The sequence below is a fragment of the Bosea sp. RAC05 genome (assembly GCF_001713455.1).
In the GTDB taxonomy this organism is placed as follows: Bacteria; Pseudomonadota; Alphaproteobacteria; order Rhizobiales; family Beijerinckiaceae; genus Allobosea.
The window spans coordinates 891,008-912,759 of record NZ_CP016464.1 but is presented as its reverse complement, the minus strand read 5'-3'; the positions used below and the strand labels follow the sequence as shown (position 1 = coordinate 912,759).

Below are 21,752 nucleotides of genomic sequence, written 5' to 3'. Positions count from 1 at the left end.
ATCAGGGAGGTTACCGTGAGCTTCGCGACCTTGGGTTCGGCGATCTCCGCCCGCTTCGCCATCCTGCGCGGCCTCCTCCGGCGCGCCTTCGCGGCCGTGACGGCCGGCCTTGCCATCCTGCTCTTTTCCCTGCCCGCACTGGCGGTGCCCGAGCGGCGCGTCGCGCTGGTCATCGGCAACAGCGCCTACACGGCGGTCCCGCGCCTCGCCAACCCGCAGCGCGACGCCACCGCGATCTCGGCCGCGCTGAAGCGCCTCGGCTTCGAGGTCGTCGAGGGCTACGACCTGCGCATGGACGAGATGACCGGGATCGTCCGCGAATTCGCCCAGAAGCTCGACGGCGCCAAGGCCGGCGTCGTCTACTATGCCGGACACGGCATCGCGGTGGGCGACGAGAACTATCTCATCCCCGTCGACGCCTCGCTGAAGTCCGAGGCCGACCTCGACTTCCGCGCCGTCAACGTGCAGCTCATCCTGCGCCAGATGCAGCGCGACGAGCGGGTCAATGTGCTCATCCTCGACGCCTGCCGCGACAACCCCTTCACGACCCAGCTCGCCGCCCGGTCGCGCTCGGTCTCCCGCGGCCTGACCGCGATCGAGACGCAGTCGGCCTCGGGCATCCTGATCGCCTTCGCCACCGATCCGCGCGCCACCGCGCTCGACGGGGAGAAGGACGGCAACAGCCCCTTCACCTCGGCGCTGCTGAAGCACATCGAGACCCCCGAAGTGTCGATCACCACCGTGATGGACCGCGTGCGCGCCGATGTCTGGGAGTCGACCGGCAAGAAGCAGAAGCCCTGGACCAACTCCTCGATCATCGGCGAGTTCAAGCTGAACCCGACGCTGAAGCTCGCCGCGGTCGACCCCTCGGTGACGATCAAGGCGATCGACGGCGCCGTGCCCGCCCCGGCCGCGCCCGCCCCGGTCGGCCTCGACCGCGCCCAGATGGATGTCCGGATGTGGGAGACCGCCGAGCGCGGCAACACGGCCGGTGACTACAAGGCCTATCTCGACGCTTTCCCGACCGGCCAGTTCGCCGCCTTCGCGAAGAACCGGCTCGCCCGGCTCGAGCCGGCGGCGCCCGTGGTCGCGGCGCTTCCCGCCGCGGTGGGTGCGGCGGCCCTGTCCTCTGCCGCCGTCGCCGCCCTGCCGGCGTCGCGGGAAACCGGGCAGGCGGTCGCCGACGCGGCGATGAAGGGCGAGGTCGCCAGCGCCGAGACCGAGGCCGCGCTCAAGCTCAGCGCCAAGGACCGCCGCGAACTGCAGCGCCGCCTGAGCCTGGCCGGCTTCAAGCCCGGCAAGACCAGCCCGAACTTCGGCCCCAGCCAGCGCAACGCCATCAAGCAGTGGCAGACGACGCGCGCGCTCGCCGCCACCGGCTTCCTCGCCCCCATGCAGCTCAAGGCGCTGCGGGCCCAGACCGAGCCGGCCTATCAGCGTGCGCTGGCCGAGGATGCCAGGCCCGCGCCGGCCCCGCGCGCCACCCGCGCGGTCGCCCGCGAGCCGGCCGAGCCGCAGGTCCGGGGCCGCGGCGGCGTCGCCTATGAGCGCGATCCGGTCATCCGCCGCGATCTCGAGCGCGAGCGTGCCGGCGGCGGCAGCAGCGCGACGGGCGCCGCGATCTTCGGCGGCATCGTCGGCGGCGCCATCGGCGGCGCGCTCGGCGGCGGCTTCCGCCGCTGACAGAGGCCGCCCGCCGGCTGCGGCGGGCTCCTTTTCGAACCTTCGAGACGCGGCGCCCTGCGCCGCGTTTTGCTGTGGTCTGGCGCCGGGCGCGGCAAGACGCCGTCTTTGCTCGGCCGTCTTGGCCCAACGGGGAGTTGCCACCGTGCCGCCGGCTCGGCTAGTTCTGGGCCGCGCCGTCGGGCGGCATCCTTTCAGCGGCAGAGGCGATACGATGAAGAAGGTCTACCCGGACGCCACGGCGGCCCTCGCCGGCGTCATCAAGGACGGCATGACGATCATGGCCGGCGGCTTCGGCCTGTGCGGCATCCCCGACATCCTGATCGAGGCGGTCCGTGCCAGCGGCGCGAAGGACCTGACCTTCGTCTCCAACAATGCCGGCGTCGACGGCGCCGGCCTCGGCATCCTGCTCGAGACCCGCCAGATCCGGAAGATGATCTCGTCTTATGTCGGCGAGAACAAGCTCTTCGCCGAGCTCTACCTCTCCGGCCAGCTCGAACTCGAATTCACGCCGCAGGGCACGCTGGCCGAGCGCATCCGCGCCGGCGGCGCCGGCATCCCGGCCTTCTTCACCAAGACCGGCGTCGGCACGCTGGTGGCCGAGGGCAAGGAGGAGCGCGTCTTCGACGGCGAGCGCTACATCATGGAGCGCGGCATCTTCGCCGACGTCTCGCTGGTGCATGCCTGGAAGGGCGACACCGAAGGCAACCTCGTCTACCGGAAGACGGCGCGTAACTTCAATCCGATGATGGCCTCGGCCTCGCGCTTCACCGTCGCGCAGGTCGAGCATCTGGTCGAGGCCGGCGCGATCGACCCCGATCACATGCACACGCCGGGCATCTTCGTGAAGCGGATCGTCCACACGCCCCAAAGCGTCAAGCGCATCGAGCAGCGCACCGTCCGCAAGCGCGCGGCCTGAGGAGACACCGACATGGCATGGACCCGCGAACAGATCGCCCAGCGCGCCGCCAAGGAGTTGAAGGACGGTTTCTACGTCAATCTCGGCATCGGCATCCCTACCCTCGTCTCGAACTACATTCCCGAGGGCGTCTCGGTGCAGCTCCAGTCCGAGAACGGCATGCTCGGCATGGGCCCGTTCCCTTATGAGGGCGACGAGGATCCCGACCTGATCAACGCCGGCAAGCAGACCATCACGCAGCTGCCGACGACCAGCTTCTTCTCCTCGGCCGATTCCTTCGGGATGATCCGCGGTGGCCATATCGATCTCTCGATCCTCGGCGCCATGCAGGTCGCGGAGAATGGCGACCTCGCCAACTGGATGATCCCCGGCAAGATGGTGAAGGGCATGGGCGGCGCCATGGACCTCGTCGCCGGCGTCAAGAAGGTCGTCGTGGTGATGGAGCACGTCGCCAAGAACAAGGACGGCTCCGAGTCGCCGAAGCTGCTGGCCGCCTGCGACCTGCCGCTGACCGGCGCCGGCGTCGTCGACATGGTGATCACCGATCTCGGCGTCTTCTCGATCGACGAGAACGGCGGCGGCATGACCCTGATCGAGCTCGCCGAGGGCGTCACGCTCGACGAGATCAAGGCCAAGACCGCGGCGTCGTTCGCGGTCGCCCTCTGAGGCCTCGCGTCCGGGGGCGGTCCTCCCCGGCCGGCGACGTCACAGGGCCCTGACGATCTCCAGCCGCGCGCCATGGGCGAGCGCGCGGTCGAGGCAGCGATCGGCCGGACCGAAGAAGGAGATGGCGTAGGCGCCCTGCCCGCGCCGCCCGAGATGGCGCGTCAGCCCCTCGCAGGCCTCGCCACGCGGCTCGGCGAGCGAGAGCATCTGGCGGCCGAGCCGGAACTGCGCCAGCCCGAAGCCCAGCCCCGGAACGGCCCCCGTGGCGATCGGCTCCTGACCGGTCAGCGCCTTATAGCGCGCGACCGAGGCGGCGAGATCGCGCACCGCAACGGTGATGCCGGCGACACCTGTGACGCCGTTGGCATGGCGGCGCACCTTGCCCTCCGGCACGCGCAGGGCGCGGGGCGTCACGTCGTCGCAGAGGAAAGGGATGTCCGGCTCCGGTGGGCGCGACGAGCGCCAGGCGATCCGCGTCCCGTCCGGCTGCAGGCGCTCGCCATCGATCGGCCCCTCGATGGCGATCCCGGCGGCCCGGATCCGGGCGGTGTGCTCGTCGAGCGACCCGGCCGGCAGCAGCGCGTAATCGACGAGGCCGCTGCCGGCCTCGTCCAGGACCTTCCACCAGCGGAAGCCCGGCACCGGCCGCGCGAAGGCGATGATCTCGAGATAGGCGCCGTCCGCCAGCACCACCAGCGCATTGCGCGAACCGCGCGGATGCTCGCCGCCCGGCAGCACGGTGAAGCCCAGCGAAGCATAGTCGGCCACGGCCGCGTCGAGATCGGCGACGGCGATGACGATGTGGTCGATGGACTGCGTCATGTGGACCCCGCGGCACGGACAGCTGCGTCATGCGTCGACCGGAACGGGCGGCAGGACAAGGGCGAGGCGCGCAATCCCGCGATGCCGGTGCCCGGGTTGACGCCACAAACCCGGCGACAACCCGGGCGCGTGCGTTCCGGGGACAACCCCCGACGGGCGCATCGAGGCCGCTCGCCAGCGACCTTCGATATTGATACGATTCGTTAAGAGTAGCTAAGTTGAGCGAGCGATTCGTCCAAGCGTTCCCCCGTTTCCCCACGGCACCGTTTTCGAGGCCATCCCTTTGAACGCCCTCCCCGTCGCCGATTCGCATGACTGGATCGCCACGCGACCAGGGCTGCCGGGACGATCGAGCGCCTCGCCCTCGGCGGATGCGGCCCGTGCGGAGGCGCAGGGCGACCCGGAACAGCGGCTCTCCCACGCCCAGAGGGGTTTTCTCGAACTCAGGCTCGAGGCCGCACTCGGCCGGCTGGCCGCCATGGAGACCCTGCTGGAGGCGGAACGCCTGCATGTCCGGCAGGCCCAGACGGCGCTGGGCGTCGCGGAGCGCGCCCTGGAGCGGCACCGCGAGACCATTCTCCTCTCCGACGGGCAACGCCAGGCCTCGGCGCAGGAGGTCGGCCGCCTGAAACAGGCGCTGCACGAGGCGGCGCTCGAGAAGGGCCGGCAGGAGCACGCGATCGCCGCCCTGGGCGCGGCTCTGGCGGACAAGACGGCCGAGGTCGAGCGGCTCGCCGCGACCACCGGCACGGCCGAGACCGAGCTGCGGGCAGCGCGCGCCTTGCATGGCGGCGCCAGCGACGCGCTGCAGCGCGAGTGCCTGCGGCTCGAGGAACTGCTGCAGGGCGAGCGCCGCGACAAGCTCCTGCTCCAGCGCGCACTGGATCTCGCCCGCGCCAACCGCCGTGCCCTGCAGGACCAGCTCCTCGATCGCCCGCGCGGCGTGTCGATGACGATCCAGCCGCTGGCGACGCGCATCGCCCCCTCACTTCTGCTCGGCACCGCGGCTCCCCCGCCTCCGCCGCCGCCGAAACGCCGCCCTCCCTCACCCTCGGAGAGGACGTGCCGCCGCCCTCCTCCCCGGCTCTCACGGAGCATCTCCATGCAGCCTGCCGTTAGCGACCTCGCCACCGTCACCGCCCTGCGCCAGAGCCTGCCGGCCTCGGAGCAGTTCCTCAACGCGTCCGACAAGATCGCGACGTTCCCGGCGGCGATGCCGGAGCCCCGGCCGGCGCCGGTGGCGCCGCAGCGCGACTGGCCCTCGGCGCTCGCCCTGATCGAGGAGACCAGCGAGGCGATCCGCATCAGCGAGCTGCGCTATGCCCAGCTCGAGGAGCGTCTGCAGCAGACGATCGCCCAGGCCGCGGTCAACATGCGCGAGCTCGAAACCCAGATCGCGACGGCCAACGAGATGCTGTGGCGCTCCGAGGAGCGGGCCCGCCATGCCGAGGCGCGTGCGCTGGAGGCCGAGGGGTGGCTTGCCCGCCTGCACGATGCCGTGACCACCGCGTTCACGCAGCCCAATCGCCCGCAGTCGCGCGACTGACCGTGAGCCAGGACGCGCCCAGCCTCAGCCGTGCCATGCTGCGCGCCCCGGCCTGGAGGGAGGCGCCCGCGCCATCCGCCGCCCTCGCTGCGCCCATCCCGCTGCGGCCGCTGTCGCGGCGTGCCACCGGCCGGCCGCATCCGCAGGACACGCTCGCCTTGGTGGCCGGGGCCGGCGCTGCCTTCGAGACGATGCAGCTGCAGCTGCTGAACGTGCTGCAGCAGGCGCGCAACTCGCTGGCGGAGGCCGAGCAGGAGAAGGCGCGCCTGCAGAGCGAGATCGACGCCCTGGCGAAGGAAAAGCAGGACCTGAGCCAGCGGGCCCAGAAGGCCGAGGCGACGCTCGGGCGTGCCAACGAGGTGCTGCAGACGCAGCAGGGCGTGCTGGAGAAGGCGCTGCTGCGGGAGCGCGAGGCCGTCCAACGCGCCTATATGCTGGAGCTGAGGCTGCGCCAGGGTGGCGGGGCCGCCCGCGCCGTCTGACCGGCACGGCCGTCACCGGCGGCCGCAGCGGCCTTCCGGCCAAGAAGTTGTTTGCAACTCGCGCCGAGCGCCATTGCGATGTTGCCTTGGGCCACGGCGCATCTTCTGCTGTGCTACCGCCTCAAGCCGTGGTCCGGGAGTCGCGATCGCCGGACCGAGGGAGGCGGCGTGCCCCGCGTCGAGGGGGGGCAAAGTGGGGTGGGTTCGATGATCGGTTCCAGTCTGAGGCGTCTCATCGGCGGGCGGAGCGAGGCGCCTGCGCCGCAGCCGGCCCCGGCGTTCACGCCGCCCGAGGCCGCCGCCAACGAGCCGGGCGAGGCTCCGCAGCCGCTGCTGCCCCCGCCGCCGAAACCCGGCAGTTCGCACGAGGTCGGCCAGCTGATGACCGCGATCAGCGAGCAGTCCAACGAGCTGCAGGTCGAATTCGCCAAGATCTCGAACTGGTCGGTCCAGCTCGACCTGCTGATGACGCGCACCGCGACGATGCAGCAGATCCTGCCGAAGTTCATCCAGACCTCGCAGGACCAGGCCGCGCAGATCGAGGAGCTCAGCGCCATCTGCAGCCGCCAGGAGCGCGAAGTCGCCGGGTTGCAGACCGAACTCGGCCATTATCGCCCGCTGGCGATGCGCTACGAGGAGGAACTCGGCCGCAGCCGTGCCGCGCTCGACCACACCCAGGCGGCGCTGGCCGCGCTCGAGATCGAGCACGGCAAGCTGCAGGGCGAGGTGAACGCGCTGCTGCAGCGGCTCTCCAGCAGCGATTCGCGCGTGCAGCGGCTGTCCGAGGAGCGGCAGGTCGTCGACCAGAAGCTCCTGGAGAAGTCGGCCGCCGCGCAGAACCTCGCCCGCGAGGTCGCGATGCTGCGCTCCGACCTCGTCGCCGCGAGCGGGGAGAACAGCCGGCTCCAGCGCGACATCGCCGGGCTGACCGAGAAGCTGAGCGGCGAGCGCGAAGGCGCCAACGAGGCCGCGAGCCAGGCCCAGGCCCGAATCGCCACCTCCCTGCAGACGATCAAGGAGCTGGAGGCCCAGGCCGCCGCCGCGGCGCAGCGCGAGCGCAAGCTGGCCGAGGATCTGGCCCAGCGCGACAAGGCCGTCTACGACCTCGACATCAAGCTCTCGGCGCTGCAGTCGAAGGCCGACTTCCTGGCCGGGGTGAACCAGCAGCTGCGCACCGATCTGCGCCACCATATCGACCATGTCGGCACGCTGGAGCACTCCAACCGCCAGCTCATCGAGGCGATGTCGCGCAACCGCCAGGCGACCGAGGCGGCCGGGCCGGACGGGTTCGAGCCACCGGCCCCGCGCCGGGCCGCCGGCGAGTAGCGCTCCCGCGCCGGGGCCCGCGGGCCGTCAGGCGGCTGCGAAGGCCGCGGCGATGACAGCCTTCGCCTCCTGCTGGATCTCGGCGAGATGGGCTTCGTCGCGGAAGCTCTCGGCGTAGATCTTGTAGACCTCCTCGGTGCCGGAGGGGCGGGCGCAGAACCAGCCCTGCGCCGTGACCACCTTGACGCCGCCGATCGCCGCGCCATTGCCCGGCGCGTCGTTGAGGACGGCGGTGATCGGCTCGCCGGCGAGCGTGTCGGTGCCCAGCTGCGCACGCGACAGGCTCTTCAGCACGGCCTTCTGCTCGCGCGTCGCGGGCGCGTCGATGCGGGCATAGAGCGGCGCCCCCAGGTCCCGGGTCAGCGCGGCATAGCGCTCGCCGGGGTCGGTCCCCGTTCTGGCGGTGATCTCGGCGGCGAGCAGCCCGAGGATCAGCCCGTCCTTGTCCGTGCTCCAGCTCGTGCCGTCCAATCGCAGGAAGGAGGCGCCGGCGCTCTCCTCGCCGCCGAAGCCGAAGCTGCCGTCGGAAAGCCCCTCGACGAACCATTTGAAGCCGACGGGCACCTCGACCATGCGGCGGCCGAGCCTGGCCGCGACGCGGTCGATCATGGCGCTGCTGACGATGGTCTTGCCGATCGCGGCGTCGCTGCGCCAGCGGGGGCGATGGGTGAAGAGGTAGTCGATCGCCACGGCCAGGTAATGGTTGGGATTCATCAGCCCGCCGCTGCGGGTGACGATGCCGTGGCGGTCGGCATCGGTGTCGTTGGCGAAGGCGACGTCGAAGCGGTCCTTCATGGCGATCAACCCGGCCATCGCATAGGGCGAGGAGCAGTCCATGCGGATCTTGCCGTCCCAGTCCGCCGGCATGAAGGCGAAGGTCGGGTCCAGCGTCTGGTCGACGATGGTCGCGTTCAGGCGGTAGCGCTCGATGATCGGGGCGTAGTAATCGAGGCCCGCGCCGCCGAGCGGGTCGATGCCGATGCTGACCCCCGCAGTGCGGATCGCCTCCATGTCGACGACGCTGCCGAGTTCGGCGACATAGGCCTCGCGAAAGGCGTGGCGGCGGACGTGTTCGCTGGCGAGCGCGCGGGCATAGGGCATGCGCGCGACGCCGGCGAGCCCGGCCTCGATCAACGCATTCGCCTTGCGCTCGATCCAGCCGGTGGCGTCGGTGTCGGCCGGGCCGCCATGGGGCGGGTTGTACTTGAAGCCGCCATCGGCGGGCGGGTTGTGCGAGGGCGAGATCACCACGCCGTCGGCGAGGCCGTGCTTGCGCCCGCAGTTGTGGCCGATGATGGCGTGCGAGATCACCGGCGTCGGCGTGAAGCGCAGATCCGCGTCGACCAGCGTGGTCACGCCATTGGCAGCGAAGACCTCGAGCGCGGTCTCGAAGGCGGGGCGCGACAGGGCATGGGTGTCGATGCCCAGGAAGAGCGGGCCGTCGATGCCCTTCTCGCGGCGATAGAGGCAGATCGCCTGGGCGATGGCGAGGATATGCGCCTCGTTGAAGGAGTGCAGCAGCGAGGAGCCACGATGGCCCGAGGTGCCGAAGGCGACGCGCTGGGCCGGATCGGCCGGGTCGGGCCGCTCGAAATAGGCCTGGCCGAGCCTGGCGAGGTCGACCAGCAGGCTGGGGTCGAGCGGCTTGCCCGCGAGCGGGCTGACAGTCGTGGTCATCTCATATCCTCAACGGCGAATCGGCTCGCCGGCTTCTACGACGCCGGGGTGAAGCAACGGTTCCCGGATCGGGAGCCTGCCGACGCGGCGGCAGGTTAGGCGCGCCATACGCGGACTGTCGAGCGGCAGCGCCTCGCCCGGGCGGCATGGAAACCCGGCTTGATCGGGATCAATGCGGACACGGCTGCGTTTGACGATCACAGCCCTGCAGGTCCCCTCGCCCCGTTCCCGGGGCACCGGGCCCGACCCAGCCGAGGACAATCCAATGCAACTCCCCCATGGTGCCGTGATCGCGCTCGTCGACGGGAAGCAGTTCGAGCTGTTTCGCAACAGCGGCAACGAAGCCGATCCGACGCTGGCCGCCCTGCCCTCGCCCAATCTCGACGAGCACAACAAGGCCGGCGGCGGCGGGCGCGATTCCAGCTCGGCCAACCCGACCGGACATCAGATCGACGAGGACGCCCATGCGGCCGCGGCGACCTCCTGGCTCAACCACCAGGTCACCGGGCACAAGATCAGCCATCTCGTCGTCATCGCCTCGCCACGGACGCTCGGCGAGATGCGGCGCCACTACCACAAGCAGCTCGAAGGGGCGCTCGTCGCCGAGTTGTCCAAGAACCTGATCGGCAAGAACGGGCCGGAGCTGCTGGCCGCGCTGCAGGGCAAGTGACCCTCGGCCAGAGCATCGAGCCCCCGTCGACGATGCACAGCGCCGGCCTTGACCTCGATCAAGGCCGGGCTGCCGCAGCAGGCGCAGAGAAGGGGCCGGTGATCTCGCATCCGGGACGGGCCATGACACGCAGGACATCGACCCGCAGCAGGGCGGCCAGGCGGATGGCGGCGCTCGTCGGCCTCGCGCTGGCCGGCGGAACCCTGGCGGCGCAGGCGATGCCGGCCGATGCGCAGCGGCCCGACAACGCCGAGAGCGTCGCGATCGGCAAGCAGGTGGCGCAGCGCCATTGCGGCGGCTGCCACGCGATCGAGGCGAGCGGTGCCAGCCCCAACCCCAAGGCGCCGCCCTTTCCGCTGATCGCGGAGCGCTACCCCGGCGGCAACCCGGCCCCCGTCCTGATCGACGGCACCGTGGTGCGCCATCCCGGCATGCCCGAGTTCAACCTGATCGAGCACGAGACCGACGGGCTCGTGGCCTATATCCGGCGCGTTTCGCGCCGGTGGAAGCCGGCGTCCTGACGAAGGAGCGCCCGCCTCGAGACGAGGAGCAGCGGATGATGCGCGAGACCAGGACCAGCCGGCCGATCCCCCAGACCGCCGCCTTCGCCCGGGTCGGGCTCGCGGTGCTCGCCTTCGCGCTGGTCGGCGTGGCCGGAGCCGCAGCGCAGGAGAGCGGCGACGCGCGCGCCGGCCAGGCCGTGGCCAGCGCTTTGTGCCGGCCCTGCCACGCGATCGACGGGGCGAGCCGCAACCCCACCCGGGTGCCGCCCGATCTCGGCGCCGTGGCCGACATGCCCTCCCAGACCGCGCTGTCGCTGCGGGTCTTTCTGCAGACGCCGCATGGCAACATGCCGCGCTACCAGCTCACCCCCACCGAGACCGACGACGTCATCGCCTATGTGCTGAGCCTGAAGGCGCGCTGAGGCGCGGCGGGCGCGACCTAGCGTTCCGGCAGCGGGGGCCGCTGCGCGCCGGCCTCGGCCATCAGCACCTCGACCTCGTCGGCGCCGATGCGGCCGGCTGCGGCGAGCCGACACGCGATCGCCTCATGGGCCGCGCGCATCGCCGGCTGGTAGAGGATGGCGGTGGCGGCGCGGGCGCAGCGGGCGCGCAGCAGGCCGGCATCGGGCGGCTGCAGCAGGGCGATGAAGGGCTGCATCTGGTCGAGATCGTCGCCATGCGAGCGCAGTTCGCCGGGATACCATTTCAGCCCCTCGGCGCCGTTCCAGTAGACCATCTCGCCGCATTGGCCGGCGCTGAGGATGGTGATCTCGACCTCGGCGCGGCGCAGATCGCCGGCGCGGTCGAGCTGGAAGCCGCGGCGATAGGGCTCGAAGCAGGTTTCGCCGGAGACGCCCTGCGGCGGCCTGAGCCAGGCATGGGTAATGGCGCGGCGGTGATGCCAGCCGACGACGATGTGCCCGGCCTCGTGAAAGGCGCAAGCCGCGCGCCGGATTGCGGGGGGAATGGCCTCGAGTGTCGGCATGCTCTGGCTGTTGTTGCCGGTCCCGACTCGGCTCAGATCTGCGCGCGGCCCGCCGGCGTGATGGTGACGGTGCCGTTGGGCCCGTCCTCGAACCAGCCGAGGGCCCGGCCGTGCTCGTAGCTCGCCACGACCGCCGTGGTCTCCCAGCCGTTCATCGCCGCGATCGAGAGCAGGTTGCCGGCGGCCAGCAACTCGCCGGGCTCGGTCTCGAAATGGGCGAAGACGTCCAGCGCCAGCCGGGCCTTGTCCGCATCGCTCGTCGCCATCGCATCTGTCTCCCGCCCGCGTCGCCGGCAGGATGTCCGCGCCGCCGCTCAGAGGCAAGCCCGGCCGTGCCGGCTCGCACGCGACGTCATGACGGGCACCGGCCGGGCGGCGCCCATGCTAGGCTGCCCGAATGAGAGCCCCGTCGACCGGCGGGCGCCAGGCCAGCGATGCGGACCAGGCCATGTGGACGTTCAAGATGCTGGCGCTGACGGGGCTCGGGCTCGTCGTCGGGCTCGCGGCGATCGCCATCGGGATCTGGATCTATGTGATGAGCACGGTCGAGCAGCCGAAATACACCTCGGTCAGGCAGGACGGCGCCATCGAGATCCGCGACTATCCCGCGCTGGTCGTGGCGGAGGTGACGCGGCGCGGCGACCGGCAGGCGGCGGTGCGCGCCGGCTTCTCCCCGCTCGCCGGCTACATCTTCGCCAAGAGCCGCGAGGGCGAGACCGTCAGCATGACCGCACCCGTCATCCAGACGCCGGCGCAGGCCGCCGGGCAGAGCTGGCTGATCCGCTTCGTGATGCCGTCGAAGTACACGCTGGAAACCCTGCCGAAGGCAGCGGGCGAGGATGTGCGCCTGCTGCAGCTGCCGGCCGCGCGGCGCGCCGCGATCCGCTTCTCTGGCGTCGCCACGGACGCGCTGATCGCGGAAAACGAGGCTGCCCTGCGGGCCTGGCTGGCGAAAGCCGGGATCGCGATCCAGGGTGCGGCCACCTACGCCTATTACAACGACCCCTGGACGCCCGGCCCGCTGCGGCGCAACGAGGTGCTGTTCGAGGTGGCGGGGTCATAGGGGGAGCGCGGGACACCAGCCCTCATCCTGAGGAGCCGCGAAAGCGGCGTCTCGAAGGATGAGGGCTGAGGGGGGCTGCAACAGGCTCCCATCGCGCCGGCTGCAAGGTCGGGATGGCGTCCGGTCGTGCCAACGGCGACAGGGCGCAACCGGCCGTCAGCGCGTCCGGGACGCCGGGGGGCAGCGATGATAGGCGGTGTCGGCCTCGCCCTGGCGGTTGATCGTCAGCCGGCCGTCTCGGCCGAGCATTAGTGTGATCGCGTGGCGGCCTTTCAGGCGGCCGGCTCCGCCCTCCTCGACCCGCGCCAGAGCACGCCAGCCCTGGTTCAGGGGTTTCCAGTCCGGCGACGACCAGTGCGAGGCCGCGAAGACGACATCCGTCGCGGTGATCTCGATCCGGAAATCGGCTGCGCCTTCGGCCGAGCAATCGGAGAGCTCCAGCGCCCAGATGCCGATGATCCTGTCCGGCAGCGGCTGGGCGCTCAGCCCCGTGCCCGCGGCGCAGAGCCCGACGAGGCCGGCCAGCGCGGCTCGCGCCGGGCGCCTAGGCATCGGGCTCGGGGCGGCGAGGCTTCCTGCGCAGGCCGAGGCCAACCAGGACGAGGCCGATCGCCAGAGGCGGCAGGAACAGACGCAGCGCATCGCGCGACAGATCCAGTCTGACGGTCCGGCAGCCGGCCGTGTTCATCTCGCAGCCGAAGCCGCTGAGCAGATACCACGCGATCAAGGTCATCAGGATCAGGGCGCCGCCGATGCCGATCAAAGCGCGTTTCATGGACCATCGCTACGGTGATCGCTATCGTTTGGCAATCGACCCGGGCCGACACCGATGAACCCCTGCGAGAGCGGCTCATGAGCTCACGGCCGAGATGGCGCGTCACGATCGGCGTCGCACTGGTGCTGGCGACCCTGGCGGCCTCCTGCGGCCGCGAGACGGCGCGCTGCCAGACGCATCGCGTCACGGGTGGCGAGGTGACCGAATGCCAGTGAGGCCGGCTGCGCGCCGGAGAGGCGCCGCGTCACGCGCCCTGTTCGGGATCGCCATCAGCCCTGCGTCGCGTCGCAGTGCCCAGCAGCGCGCCCGGCGCCCCATGGAGAGGCACGGTCTGACAACGGTCGTCATCGCGGCGATCCGGCACGGGCGCGCGCCCTCACCAGCCCAGTCCTCTTCGTCATCGATCCGGGCGCTGCGTTGTTTCCCAACAGGCCCACAGCATCGTTGCGCAAAGCCGCCTCGGGCTAAACGCGAAACCCCGGCCGGAGCCGGGGGGCGGATCGCGCCGTCAGAGCGAGCGTTCAGCGGCAGATGGTCTTGTAGCCGACGACGATGGTCTCGCCGGAGTAGCGATCGAAGCGCTTGATCGGCTTCTCGAAGCAGTCTTCCTCGGCCTCGACGAAGCGCACCGGGCGCTGGTGGCCGTAGCCGGCCTCCCGCAGGTCGCGATCCTCGTAGCTGCGGTAGCGCGGCTCGGCGGCGCGGGCCTGGTTGCTGACGATCGCCGCGCCGATGAGGGCGCCGGTGAGGCCGAGCAGGGCCCCGGCGACGGCCGTCTTGCGGCTGTGCTGCTTGACCGGCTTCACCTCGAAGCCGCGGTCGGAGGCCGAGGCGCCGGAGACGAAGGAACCGCTGATCAGGGCGACGGTCAGGGCGGCGGCGACGGTCTTGCTGCAAACCTTGGTGAAGCTCTGGGTCATGACGCTCATCCTCTGGCGGGGCGGCGATCCGTTCGCCGATGAATTGACCCTAGAGGTGGGCGCATCGGTGCGCTGTTCCAGTGGGAACAGGCCGGCGCGCCTGGCGCTTCAGAGCGGTGCTACGTGTATGGTGTCGGGCCACGGCGTCGATCCATCGAGAGCCCGGGTCTTCTCATGATCGACGATCAGTCGTCGCTGTGCGAAGGCGTCGGTGGATAGGGCAAGCTGCGCCCCGTAGGACCAGGCCTGAGAGCTGACTCCGCGAGGGGCAGGCGGGCACAAGCCTGGACGTAACGCCTTCACACCGAGATGGACCTGACTCATGAGAACCTTCAAGATTCTGACGCTCGTGGGGCTCGGCGTGCTCACTGGGCTCGCGATCGGCAAGGGCACGGACTGGAGCCATGTGATGAGCGCGATCCAGAGCTGGCTCGGGAAATCTTGACAGCCGGCGCAGGTGGAATCTCGGCCTGAGCGCGGCACGACTGTCGTGAACAGAAGCGGATATGACGGGACGCGTTTGCCGGAACCACAGCCCGGCTTTCAAGGCGACGATCGCGCGGGCGCCGACCAATGGCGAGAAGACGCTAGCCGCCCGAGCTCAGCAGTTCGACGTCCCCCCAACCAGATCACGCCGTGGCGAAGGCAGCTTCTTGAAGGGCGGCCGGCTTCTCTGAGACCGAAGCGAAGTCGGAGTTCGCAGGTCCCGTGCTTCATGTGAAGACGCTGCATACGAGCGACCAGCTGCGTTCGTGCAGAAATCGGCCCCCAAACTGTTCAGACCCGCCGAGCCAGCTCTACTGCCTGTAGAGACCTCGCTATATCGCAGTTCCCACGTTGCCCCGCGCTGACGCCCAGCCATCGTCATCGCGACGACGCCAAGGCACTCGACGAGAAGCGCCAGGCCTGGCTCTACCCGCCCGATCTGGTCGAGATCGTGCCACCGCCGCGCCGGGCGAGGAGCCGCTCCGCGACCCCGACCGCATGCTGCCGAAGAATGCGGAGGCCGCGGTCAAGATCAGGGAACGAACGCCGACCAATCTCTAAACCAGCAGCGGCCGGCAGGCAGCGCTGCACGAAGAACTCGATCGCGCGCTCGCAGCCTTTTCATGGGCCGGCCGGCGGACATCGCCGACGAGGCGCTCGCCCGCCTGCTGGCGCTCAGCCTGGCGTGCGCCGCGGCGGGGCGGTGAGGCCGCCGCCGCGCCGCCCTTCGCCCTCAGGCGGCGGCCCGAAACGGAGTCGGCCGCGCCGCCGCGCGATCGCGCGTCCGGAAGCCGTCCACCATCTGGTTCAGCCGGTCGATCTGCTCGGACAGGGATATCGCCGACGCGGCGCTCTGCTCCGACAGGGACGCGTTCTGCTGGGTCATCTCGTCCATCTGCGCCACGACCTGCGCCATGGCGTCGATGCCGATCGACTGCTCGCCGCTGGCGGCGGCGATCTGGGTGATCTGCCCCGAGAGGTCGCCCGCCGAGGCGACGATGTTGGTCAGCACCTCGCCGGTGGAGCGCACCAGCGCCACCCCTTGCGTGACCTCCGCGCCCGAGCTGGCGATCAGCAGCTTGATGTCGCGCGCCGCCTCGCCCGAGCGCTGTGCCAGCGTGCGGACCTCCGAGGCCACGACGGCGAAGCCCTTGCCAGCCTCGCCCGCCCGCGCCGCCTCGACGGCCGCATTCAGGGCCAGCAGATTGGTCTGGAAGGCGATGCCGTCGATGACCGTGGTGATCTCGGCGATCTTGCCGCTCGACTGCTCGATGCGCGCCATGGCGTCGACCGCGTCGGCGACGATAGCGCCGCCCTGCCCTGCGATCGACGTCGTCTGCTCCGCCAGCGCCACGCTGCGACGCGAGGCCGTCGCGCTGTGCTTGACCGAGGCTGCGAGCTGCTCGGTCGTCGCGGCCGTCTCCTCCAGCGAAGCGGCCTGCTGTTCGGTGCGCTGCGACAGGTCGTTGGCACCGGTGGTGATCTCACGGGCCGACAGGCCGATCTGTGCCGCCGTCGCCTGGATCGTGGCGACGGTCGCGCCCAGCTTGTGGACGGTGCCGTTGATCGCGCGCTGCAGGTCGCCCAGCCGGCCTTCATAGGCCGTCTCGACCTCCTGCGTGAGATCGCCCTCGGCGACCGCGTCCAGCACGGTCGCGAACTCGTCCGTCGCCCGGTCGATCACCTGGTTGATCAGGTTGACGCTCTCGACGAGCGTCTGCAGATCGGGCCCGACCGCGCCGGCCGCGACGCGGCCGCTGAAATCCCCCCTCGCGGCGCGCTCGACGACGGCACCGACCTGGGCGACGACCTGGGCCATCGCCTCGGCCCGCGCACTGCGTTCCGCCGCGGTGAGCCTTTCATCGGCCTCCAGGGCGCGAACGCGATCGGCGTTCTCCCTGAACACCCCGATCGCCACCGCCATCGCCCCGATCTCGTCCTTGCGGTCCTGATGCGGCACGGCGACATCGAGACGGCCCGCGGTCAGGGCTTTCATCACGCCGGTCAGCTGCTCGATCGAGCGGACGCTGCGGCGCGAGATCAGCGCGACTAGCGGCACCAGAACCAGCAGCAGGAGCAGCGCCTTGCCGGCGAGGCTGAGCTCGAAGGCGACCAGGGCCGCACGCCGCGGCCCGCGATCGGACAGGGTCACGACGGTGAGGGGGTCGGCGCCCGCGATGGGAAGCGACAGGCCCGACACCTCGAATGCGCGCCCGCTCAGGTTCATCGTGGCGGTGGCGTCCGCCGCCAGGGCCCCGTCGGGGATGGCGAAGGATGTCATGTCCGGCAGCGTCGCGGCATTGACCTTGCCCTTGTAGATCATAATGGCCTCGGCACCGGTCAGCCGCTTGATCTCGGCGGCCGTGTCGGCCCTGAAGCGCGAGCCGAGTTTCAGCGTGCCAAGGCGCTGCCCGCCGAGATTGATCGGCTGGACCGATTCGGTGGCCACTTCTCCCGACGAGGCGGAAACCGCAAGGCCGCTGGCCGACTGGCCCCCGATCGCGCGGCTGACCAACGGGTCCTTGCTCTTGTCGTCGCCGGCACTGTTGGGGTTGTGGCCGCGCATGATGACGACGCCCTTCGCGTCGGTAACTTCCAGCGTGCCGATGACGGGGTCGAGCTGCTTGATCTGGCCGAAGAGACGTACGAAGGTCTCGCGCAGCCTGGCCTTGTCGCCGCTCTGCACGGCCGCCACGACCTCGGGATGCGTGGCGTAGATCGAGGCATAGGTTTCGACCCGATGGCCGATCTTGGCCAGCACGTCCTCGGCGCGACCGCGGGCCGCCAGGGCGTCCTTCGACATGTCGAGATCGGCATCAGCCCTCAGCGCGAAATGCGACAGCACCAGAAGCACGGCGCAGCACGCCACGCACAACGCGACGACCAGGCCTGCCGCCTTGGCGCCCAAAGACTGGAATTTCGGCACTTTTCGTATCCTCCCGGAATAGCAAGCAACCGGTTACAGCATGAGCGTTAACAAGCTTTACGCAGCGTCATGCGACAGACGTCGCTGGGCTACACGTGCCACGCGCATCGGTGGCCGTCTGGGAGACAGCTTGGCATTACAGCCGGGAATACATGGCGACCACTCGACGCCGCCTCCCGCGCGTATTGTCCAGAACGTGCGGAAACGCTGTATGGGCCCCCTCAGGGGCACGGAATGTCTCCGCGGAACGTCTGCGAGCGTGGTCCAGCTCCAGCTCAACGCGTCCCGGATCCCTCAGGCGGGCTTGCCTGCGACTCCCGGCGCCTCGCTCAGCGCCGCCCCCACCACGACCAGCCGGCGCAGCTCCTCGGCGAGGATATCGTAGACCAGGCGGATGCGACGGCTGGTCTGCACCTCGCGATGCGTCACCAGCCAGATCGGCACGGGCGTTCTCCGGATGTCCGGCAGAAGCGCCACCAGCCCAGGCGTGCGCGCGGCCGCGACATCGAGGACCACGCCGACCCCGAGCCCCCGGCGCGTCATCTCCCATAGCGCCAGCGCACTGTTGGAGACGACCCGGCACTGCTCCAGTCCGAATGTCAGCCCCAGCATCTCCATATGGGCAACGAAGCGCTCGACCGGATCGAACGCCAGCAGGGTCGCCCCCCTGAGGTCCGCCACGGACTGCGGCACGCCATGACGGGCGACCCAGCTCTCGGACGCATAGAGATGGGCGGTCAGCTCGCCGATGAGACGGCCGATCAGTTCGGGTTCCGTCGGGCGCACATGGCGAATGGCGATGTCGGCCTCCCGTCGCCGGAGATCGCTGAGCGCATCGGTCGCCGTCACGACGATGGTGATCTGAGGGACCTCCTCGCGCAGGCGCGCGACGATGTCCGGCATGACATGCGTCGCGATCGCATCGGTAACCGACAGGCTGACGCGGCCCGCAACATCAGACGATTGTCCCGCAGCCGTGAGCGCGAGCGCGTCGGCGGCAGCGGCCATCTGACGGGCATGCTCCAGCATGCCGGCCCCGCCAGCCGTCAGGACGAGCCGCTTGCCAACCCGCTCGAACAGGGTCACGGCCAGTTGCTCCTCGAGGGCCGCGACCTGCCGCGACAGGGTCGGCTGGCTCAAACCCAGCTGGCGCGACGCCGCCGAGAGCGACCCGGCCTCGGCCGTGGCGCGGAATGCCCGAACCATATTCCAGTCGACGACGTTCATGCGTTTTCGAATATGCGATCTTCAAAACAAGTCAAATTCACATATCGCGACGCGTGCTAATGCGGGGCGTCGAGGGAGCAAACCGTGCCGACCACTGCCGACAGCCATGCGATCAGAGAGGCGGCCTTCTGGAACCGCGCCGCCCCCAGCTATGCGAAAAGCCGGATCAAGGACCTGCCGGGCTACGAGCGCACCCTCGCCCGGACGCGGGAGCTGCTCGATCGCTCGGCGACCGTGCTCGAGATCGGTTGCGGCACCGGCAGCACCGCCTTGAAGCTCGCGCCTGATGTCGGCCATATCACCGCCACGGACATCTCGCGCGAGATGATTACCCTTGCCCAGGCGCGCCAAGCCGCGGCGGGGTGCACCAACGCAACGTTCATGGTCACGGACGAACGATGCGAACCGTGGCCTGACCAGCAGTTCGACGCGGTGCTGGCCTTCAATCTCCTGCACCTGATCCAGGACCGGCCCACCCTGTTTCAATCCGTCGGCCGCGTTCTCAGGCCAGGCGGCCTGTTCATCACCAAGACGCCCTGCCTGTCCGAGATGAACGCCGTCATTCGGTTCGCGATTCCGCTGATGCGGCTCATCGGCAAGGCGCCCTATCTGTCGTTCTTCACCGCAGACGATCTGGCGAGCGAGGTGGCCGACCGCGGTTTTTCGATCACCGACAAGGCCCGGCATGGCTCAGGCCCAAAGGACTTCAGGATCTTCATCGCGGCCCGCAAGGCGCGGCTTTAGTCCCGGCCGCCCCGCCCGGTTGGCGAGGGGTGGTTCCTTTCCTCCACAGGCCCGCGGCCAGCGACGCCGCGGAGACCCTGATTGCGCAATCCGCGCGTGAAGACAGCCAAGGACCCAAAATGAAGAGTCTGATTTCCGCGGCCGCGTTCGGCTTCCTGTTCAGCGCCACGCCTCTCATGGCCCAGACCTGCGAGAGCAACTTCGAGGTCGAGGGAACGCCCATGCTCACCGCCCTGAATTTTCGGACGTCCCAGACCTTTGCCGGCGTCGACAGGGGCCAGGCGATCAACAGCCTGCGGGCCGCCATGCTGGCCGAAGGCTTCATCCGCGTCAGCGTCGACCGTGCGGCCGGTGCGCTGACGGCCTTTCAGGAAACCTCCGGATCCGGCCGCCCGCAAACGCTGCGCCTTTCGGCGCGCCCGGCGGGCAAGGGCACGCGGGTGGATGCCGTCTTCATGATCCAGGCCGGACAAATCGCCGATGCGGCAACCGTGCGCCGCTCCCTGTGCAGGGTCGTCTCGGCGGCCCGCAACTGATCGCGGGGGACACGGCCAGCGCCAAGCCGCCATCGCGGCCGCGCCCGACACGGGTCGGACGCGTGACTTTTGCCGCCACGCGCCCGGCACCGCCACAAGTCCTCACCGCCGCGCGGTTGGCCATCCAGCATCCACGGATTGCGCCCGTCGCTCAGCTGGATGGAGCGCTGCCCTCCGACGCTCGGTTTCGCAGCCCAACGACTCCGATCTGTTCCTTTGACCTCAACGACGCGCCGAGCGCGAACCGGGCTTGCGCGCCTGCTGGCGACCGGAGGCCCAACGCGGGCACGGCGCGCACAGAAGCGCGGCGACGCCGTCGGCGCCGCGGCGCGATCTCACCCCCTGATGTCGCCGGGAGTGTCAGGGACGGCCGGTCCCCTGCTCCTGCCGCCGCTGCTTCTTCTTGCGCCAGGGCGCCTCCTTTTCCCAGTCGCCAGCCATGATGCATCCAAAAGGCAGCACCTCGTCGACGACCTCCGCCAGGCCGTAATGCTCGATCTGCCGGCGCACCGAGGCCGCGCTCTTGTAGGCGCTCGGCAGTTCCGAGATATCGGTCACCCCCGAGAAGAAGCGCGCGTCGATCCCCTGCGTCTCCGCCGCCAGGATCTCCGCGTCGGTGCGACCCTCCTGCATCCGCTTGTGGCGGGTGCGGGAGAGGTTGCGGCCTGCGCCATGCGGCGAGAAGCCCAGCCCGTTGGCGGCGTTCTTCCCACGGACGATCAGCACCGGTTCCGCCATGTTCAGCGGAATCAGCGTCAGATCGGTCGCGTCTCCGGCCCAGTTGTCGAAGGCCGGAGTCGCGCCCTTGCCGTGGTAGAACAGCCCGTCCGAGCGCCGGAAGACGAAGTTGTGCTCGTTCCAGAACCGATCCGACACCTTCGCCGACAGCCGCTCGGCCGCCATGTCGTGGATGACGACATGGTTGTGCTTGGTCCATTCGCGAATGGCCTGCAGCGCATCCCAGTATTCGTCCGCCTCGCGCGTATCGGCGGGAATCCAGGCGTTCTGCGGCGCGGTCTCCGGCGACAGCAGGCGCCGGAAATCCTCCGCCACCCGCATGCCCTTGCCGTAGAGCCGCGCGCCAGGACCGCGCGAGCCATGATGCGTGACCAGTGCCGTCACGCCGCTCGACTTCAACGTCCCGACATAGGCGAAGTGGTTGCCGTCGCCCTGCGTGCCGAAATGCTCGATCGCCATGCTCGGAATGTCGCGCAGCAGCGGGTTGGCTTCGAAGCGCGCCATCACCTCCGCAGGCGGCCGCATCTGCTGTCCGCGCGGCCGGCCGCCGGGACCGAAATGCGTCACCGCATGGACGGCGTCCAGCAGCGCCGCCGGAGCGACACCGGGAAACAGCGAGATCGCCATCGAACAGCAGATGTCGGCCGAATGCATGCCGGGATGGATGCCCTCGGAGACCGCGACGCCGCCGACGGGAATCGTGCCAACCGGCCCGGCGGGGCAGGCATCGGGCATCACCGCGCCCGCCCGCACGACGGGCGTGCGCATCAGTTCGGTCATGGTCAGCACGACCGAGTCGATGTTGGCCTGCTCATCAGGCGTCTCCGCCGCGATGTTGAGGTGGAAGGGCACCGTACCGGAGGCGTGCGGCAGCGCGGGCGGGGGCGGCGCGAAGCCGCGCGCCACGGCGATCGCCTCCTCGAAGGAGCCGCCCTTGTCCAGCAGCGCGTTGCCCGCAGCCAGAGCGCGGCCGAACCACTTGCCCTGCTTGACGCCGGCATCGATCAAATCCTGCCCGCTCAGAACCTCAGTCATCTCGTCTCTCTTTCCGGCCCTAT

General features: G+C 70.1%; 24 protein-coding genes and 1 pseudogene. 15 read left to right on the top strand and 10 right to left on the bottom strand.

The features are described 5' to 3' along the window. Positions 1–15: 15 nt before the first annotated feature. The 3 genes from BSY19_RS07755 to BSY19_RS07745 all read left to right on the top strand — a co-directional run bounded on the left by BSY19_RS07755 (position 16) and on the right by BSY19_RS07745 (position 3,268). Positions 16–1,683 (top strand): caspase family protein, encoded by a 1,668-nt coding sequence (locus tag BSY19_RS07755; RefSeq protein ID WP_171905105.1) that lies wholly within the window; start codon positions 16–18, stop codon positions 1,681–1,683. 214 nt (positions 1,684–1,897) lie between these two features. Next, complete coding sequence (locus BSY19_RS07750; RefSeq protein ID WP_069053650.1) at positions 1,898–2,602, top strand: CoA transferase subunit A; 705 nt, start codon at positions 1,898–1,900, stop codon at positions 2,600–2,602. Between the two features lie 12 nt (positions 2,603–2,614). After that, a complete protein-coding gene (locus BSY19_RS07745) occupies positions 2,615–3,268 on the top strand; it encodes a 3-oxoacid CoA-transferase subunit B (RefSeq protein WP_069053649.1) in 654 nt (217 codons plus the stop codon). A gap of 39 nt (positions 3,269–3,307) precedes the next feature. On the opposite strand, the gene BSY19_RS07740 is transcribed toward BSY19_RS07745, so the two are convergent. After that, on the bottom strand, positions 3,308–4,090 hold the full coding sequence (locus BSY19_RS07740; protein WP_069053648.1) for a VOC family protein: 783 nt from the start codon (positions 4,088–4,090) through the stop codon (positions 3,308–3,310). Positions 4,091–4,373: 283 nt separating this feature from the next. On the opposite strand from BSY19_RS07740, the gene BSY19_RS07735 reads away from it, so the two are divergent. The 3 genes from BSY19_RS07735 (at position 4,374) to BSY19_RS07725 (ending at position 7,444) form a co-directional block, all read left to right on the top strand. After that, positions 4,374–5,636, top strand: a complete 1,263-nt coding sequence (locus tag BSY19_RS07735; RefSeq protein WP_069053647.1) for a hypothetical protein — start codon at positions 4,374–4,376, stop codon at positions 5,634–5,636. Between the two features lie 2 nt (positions 5,637–5,638). Next, a complete protein-coding gene (locus BSY19_RS07730; protein ID WP_150129535.1) occupies positions 5,639–6,118 on the top strand; it encodes a hypothetical protein in 480 nt (159 codons plus the stop codon). A gap of 207 nt (positions 6,119–6,325) precedes the next feature. Then, positions 6,326–7,444, top strand: coding sequence for a coiled-coil domain-containing protein (locus tag BSY19_RS07725; RefSeq protein ID WP_069053645.1), 1,119 nt, complete (start codon positions 6,326–6,328; stop codon positions 7,442–7,444). A 27-nt stretch (positions 7,445–7,471) separates the two neighbouring features. On the opposite strand, the gene pgm is transcribed toward BSY19_RS07725, so the two are convergent. Further along, positions 7,472–9,121 (bottom strand): phosphoglucomutase (alpha-D-glucose-1,6-bisphosphate-dependent), encoded by a 1,650-nt coding sequence (gene pgm, locus BSY19_RS07720; protein WP_069053644.1) that lies wholly within the window; start codon positions 9,119–9,121, stop codon positions 7,472–7,474. Positions 9,122–9,386: 265 nt separating this feature from the next. On the opposite strand from pgm, the gene BSY19_RS07715 reads away from it, so the two are divergent. From BSY19_RS07715 to BSY19_RS07705, 3 genes are all read left to right on the top strand, one after another. After that, positions 9,387–9,791, top strand: a complete 405-nt coding sequence (locus BSY19_RS07715) for a baeRF12 domain-containing protein (protein WP_069053643.1) — start codon at positions 9,387–9,389, stop codon at positions 9,789–9,791. Between the two features lie 122 nt (positions 9,792–9,913). Continuing rightward, positions 9,914–10,312 carry a c-type cytochrome gene (locus BSY19_RS07710; RefSeq protein WP_150129534.1) on the top strand — a complete coding sequence of 133 codons (399 nt, stop codon included), beginning with the start codon at positions 9,914–9,916 and terminating at the stop codon, positions 10,310–10,312. Positions 10,313–10,347: 35 nt separating this feature from the next. Continuing rightward, positions 10,348–10,716 (top strand): c-type cytochrome, encoded by a 369-nt coding sequence (locus BSY19_RS07705; protein ID WP_083247473.1) that lies wholly within the window; start codon positions 10,348–10,350, stop codon positions 10,714–10,716. Between the two features lie 17 nt (positions 10,717–10,733). Here BSY19_RS07705 and BSY19_RS07700 read toward each other — a convergent pair whose 3' ends face one another. Continuing rightward, a complete protein-coding gene (locus BSY19_RS07700; protein ID WP_069053641.1) occupies positions 10,734–11,279 on the bottom strand; it encodes a hypothetical protein in 546 nt (181 codons plus the stop codon). A 32-nt stretch (positions 11,280–11,311) separates the two neighbouring features. Continuing rightward, entirely contained in the window at positions 11,312–11,545 is a 234-nt protein-coding gene (locus BSY19_RS07695; RefSeq protein WP_069053640.1) for a hypothetical protein, read from the bottom strand. 182 nt (positions 11,546–11,727) lie between these two features. On the opposite strand from BSY19_RS07695, the gene BSY19_RS07690 reads away from it, so the two are divergent. Further along, positions 11,728–12,342 (top strand): SOUL family heme-binding protein, encoded by a 615-nt coding sequence (locus BSY19_RS07690; protein WP_069053639.1) that lies wholly within the window; start codon positions 11,728–11,730, stop codon positions 12,340–12,342. Between the two features lie 156 nt (positions 12,343–12,498). On the opposite strand, the gene BSY19_RS07685 is transcribed toward BSY19_RS07690, so the two are convergent. Both BSY19_RS07685 and BSY19_RS07680 read right to left on the bottom strand, forming a co-directional pair. Continuing rightward, positions 12,499–12,894: a hypothetical protein gene (locus tag BSY19_RS07685; RefSeq protein WP_069053638.1), complete on the bottom strand. Its 396-nt coding sequence runs from the start codon at positions 12,892–12,894 to the stop codon at positions 12,499–12,501. Further along, positions 12,887–13,105 carry a hypothetical protein gene (locus BSY19_RS07680; RefSeq protein ID WP_069053637.1) on the bottom strand — a complete coding sequence of 73 codons (219 nt, stop codon included), beginning with the start codon at positions 13,103–13,105 and terminating at the stop codon, positions 12,887–12,889. The genes BSY19_RS07685 and BSY19_RS07680 overlap by 8 nt, the downstream gene beginning before the upstream one ends. 89 nt (positions 13,106–13,194) lie before the next feature. On the opposite strand from BSY19_RS07680, the gene BSY19_RS27915 reads away from it, so the two are divergent. Then, on the top strand, positions 13,195–13,332 hold the full coding sequence (locus BSY19_RS27915) for a hypothetical protein (RefSeq protein ID WP_171905104.1): 138 nt from the start codon (positions 13,195–13,197) through the stop codon (positions 13,330–13,332). A gap of 306 nt (positions 13,333–13,638) precedes the next feature. On the opposite strand, the gene BSY19_RS07675 is transcribed toward BSY19_RS27915, so the two are convergent. Beyond that, positions 13,639–14,037, bottom strand: coding sequence for a hypothetical protein (locus BSY19_RS07675; protein ID WP_069053636.1), 399 nt, complete (start codon positions 14,035–14,037; stop codon positions 13,639–13,641). Between the two features lie 322 nt (positions 14,038–14,359). On the opposite strand from BSY19_RS07675, the gene BSY19_RS28490 reads away from it, so the two are divergent. Together BSY19_RS28490 and BSY19_RS28295 are read left to right on the top strand one after the other, a co-directional pair. After that, positions 14,360–14,482 (top strand): hypothetical protein, encoded by a 123-nt coding sequence (locus BSY19_RS28490; RefSeq protein ID WP_257785737.1) that lies wholly within the window; start codon positions 14,360–14,362, stop codon positions 14,480–14,482. 61 nt (positions 14,483–14,543) lie between these two features. Continuing rightward, positions 14,544–14,695: pseudogene (locus tag BSY19_RS28295) on the top strand (transposase); the annotation flags it as partial. A 561-nt stretch (positions 14,696–15,256) separates the two neighbouring features. On the opposite strand, the gene BSY19_RS07670 reads toward BSY19_RS28295, so the two are convergent. After that, on the bottom strand, positions 15,257–17,449 hold the full coding sequence (locus BSY19_RS07670; RefSeq protein ID WP_150129533.1) for a methyl-accepting chemotaxis protein: 2,193 nt from the start codon (positions 17,447–17,449) through the stop codon (positions 15,257–15,259). 294 nt (positions 17,450–17,743) lie between these two features. Next, positions 17,744–18,676, bottom strand: coding sequence for a LysR family transcriptional regulator (locus BSY19_RS07665; protein ID WP_069053634.1), 933 nt, complete (start codon positions 18,674–18,676; stop codon positions 17,744–17,746). A gap of 84 nt (positions 18,677–18,760) precedes the next feature. Between BSY19_RS07665 and BSY19_RS07660 the strand changes: the two genes are divergently transcribed. Then, positions 18,761–19,420 (top strand): class I SAM-dependent methyltransferase, encoded by a 660-nt coding sequence (locus tag BSY19_RS07660; protein WP_069053633.1) that lies wholly within the window; start codon positions 18,761–18,763, stop codon positions 19,418–19,420. Between the two features lie 29 nt (positions 19,421–19,449). Next, the gene (locus BSY19_RS07655) at positions 19,450–19,956 is read left to right on the top strand and encodes a hypothetical protein (protein ID WP_236840488.1); all 507 of its coding nucleotides are present in this window, start codon (positions 19,450–19,452) and stop codon (positions 19,954–19,956) included. Between the two features lie 360 nt (positions 19,957–20,316). On the opposite strand, the gene BSY19_RS07650 is transcribed toward BSY19_RS07655, so the two are convergent. Continuing rightward, a complete protein-coding gene (locus tag BSY19_RS07650) occupies positions 20,317–21,729 on the bottom strand; it encodes an RtcB family protein (RefSeq protein WP_171905103.1) in 1,413 nt (470 codons plus the stop codon). Between the last annotated feature and the right edge of the window lie 23 nt (positions 21,730–21,752).